The sequence below is a fragment of the Ilumatobacter nonamiensis YM16-303 genome, from assembly GCF_000350145.1.
Lineage (GTDB): Bacteria > Actinomycetota > Acidimicrobiia > Acidimicrobiales > Ilumatobacteraceae > Ilumatobacter_A > Ilumatobacter_A nonamiensis.
In genome coordinates, this window is the sequence record NZ_BAOL01000338.1 from 1 (window position 1) to 575 (window position 575).

Consider the following 575-nt stretch of genomic DNA (forward strand, 5'->3'; position numbering starts at 1 on the left):
GATGTACACCTCGGGGTGACCGAAGATCCAGAACAGGTGCTGCCACAGCAACGGGTCGGCACCCGCCTCGACCGAGAAGAACGTCGCATCGAACGAGCGCTGGAACATCAGCAGGAACAGCGCCACCGTGATGACCGGCATGGCGAACAGCAGGAGGAACTGCGTGACCATCGCCATCCAGGTGAAGATCGGCATCTTCATCAGGGACATGCCCGGCGCGCGCATGTTGAGGCACGTGACGATCAGGTTGATCGCACCGACCAGCGAGGCGATCCCGGTGATCTGCAGGCCGAGACCCCAGAAGTCGACGCCGTTCGTCGGTGAGAACGGCACATCGGAGTTCGGGGCGTACATGAACCAGCCGCCGTCGGCGCCGCCACCGAGGAACCACGACGTGTTGAGGAAGATGCCACCGAACACGAACAGCCACAGGCTGAGCGCGTTGAGTCGTGGGAACGCGACGTCACGGGCACCGATCTGCAGCGGGATCATGTAGTTGGCGAACGCGGCGGCCATCGGCATCACGAACAGGAACACCATGGTGGTGGCGTGCATCGTGAACATCTGGTTGTACT

General features: G+C 62.3%; 1 protein-coding gene. It reads right to left on the reverse strand.

Features of this window, described 5'->3' with window-relative positions:
- A partial coding sequence (locus ON45_RS20540) for a cbb3-type cytochrome c oxidase subunit I (protein ID WP_040496653.1) occupies positions 1-575 on the reverse strand: 575 nt, incomplete at both ends.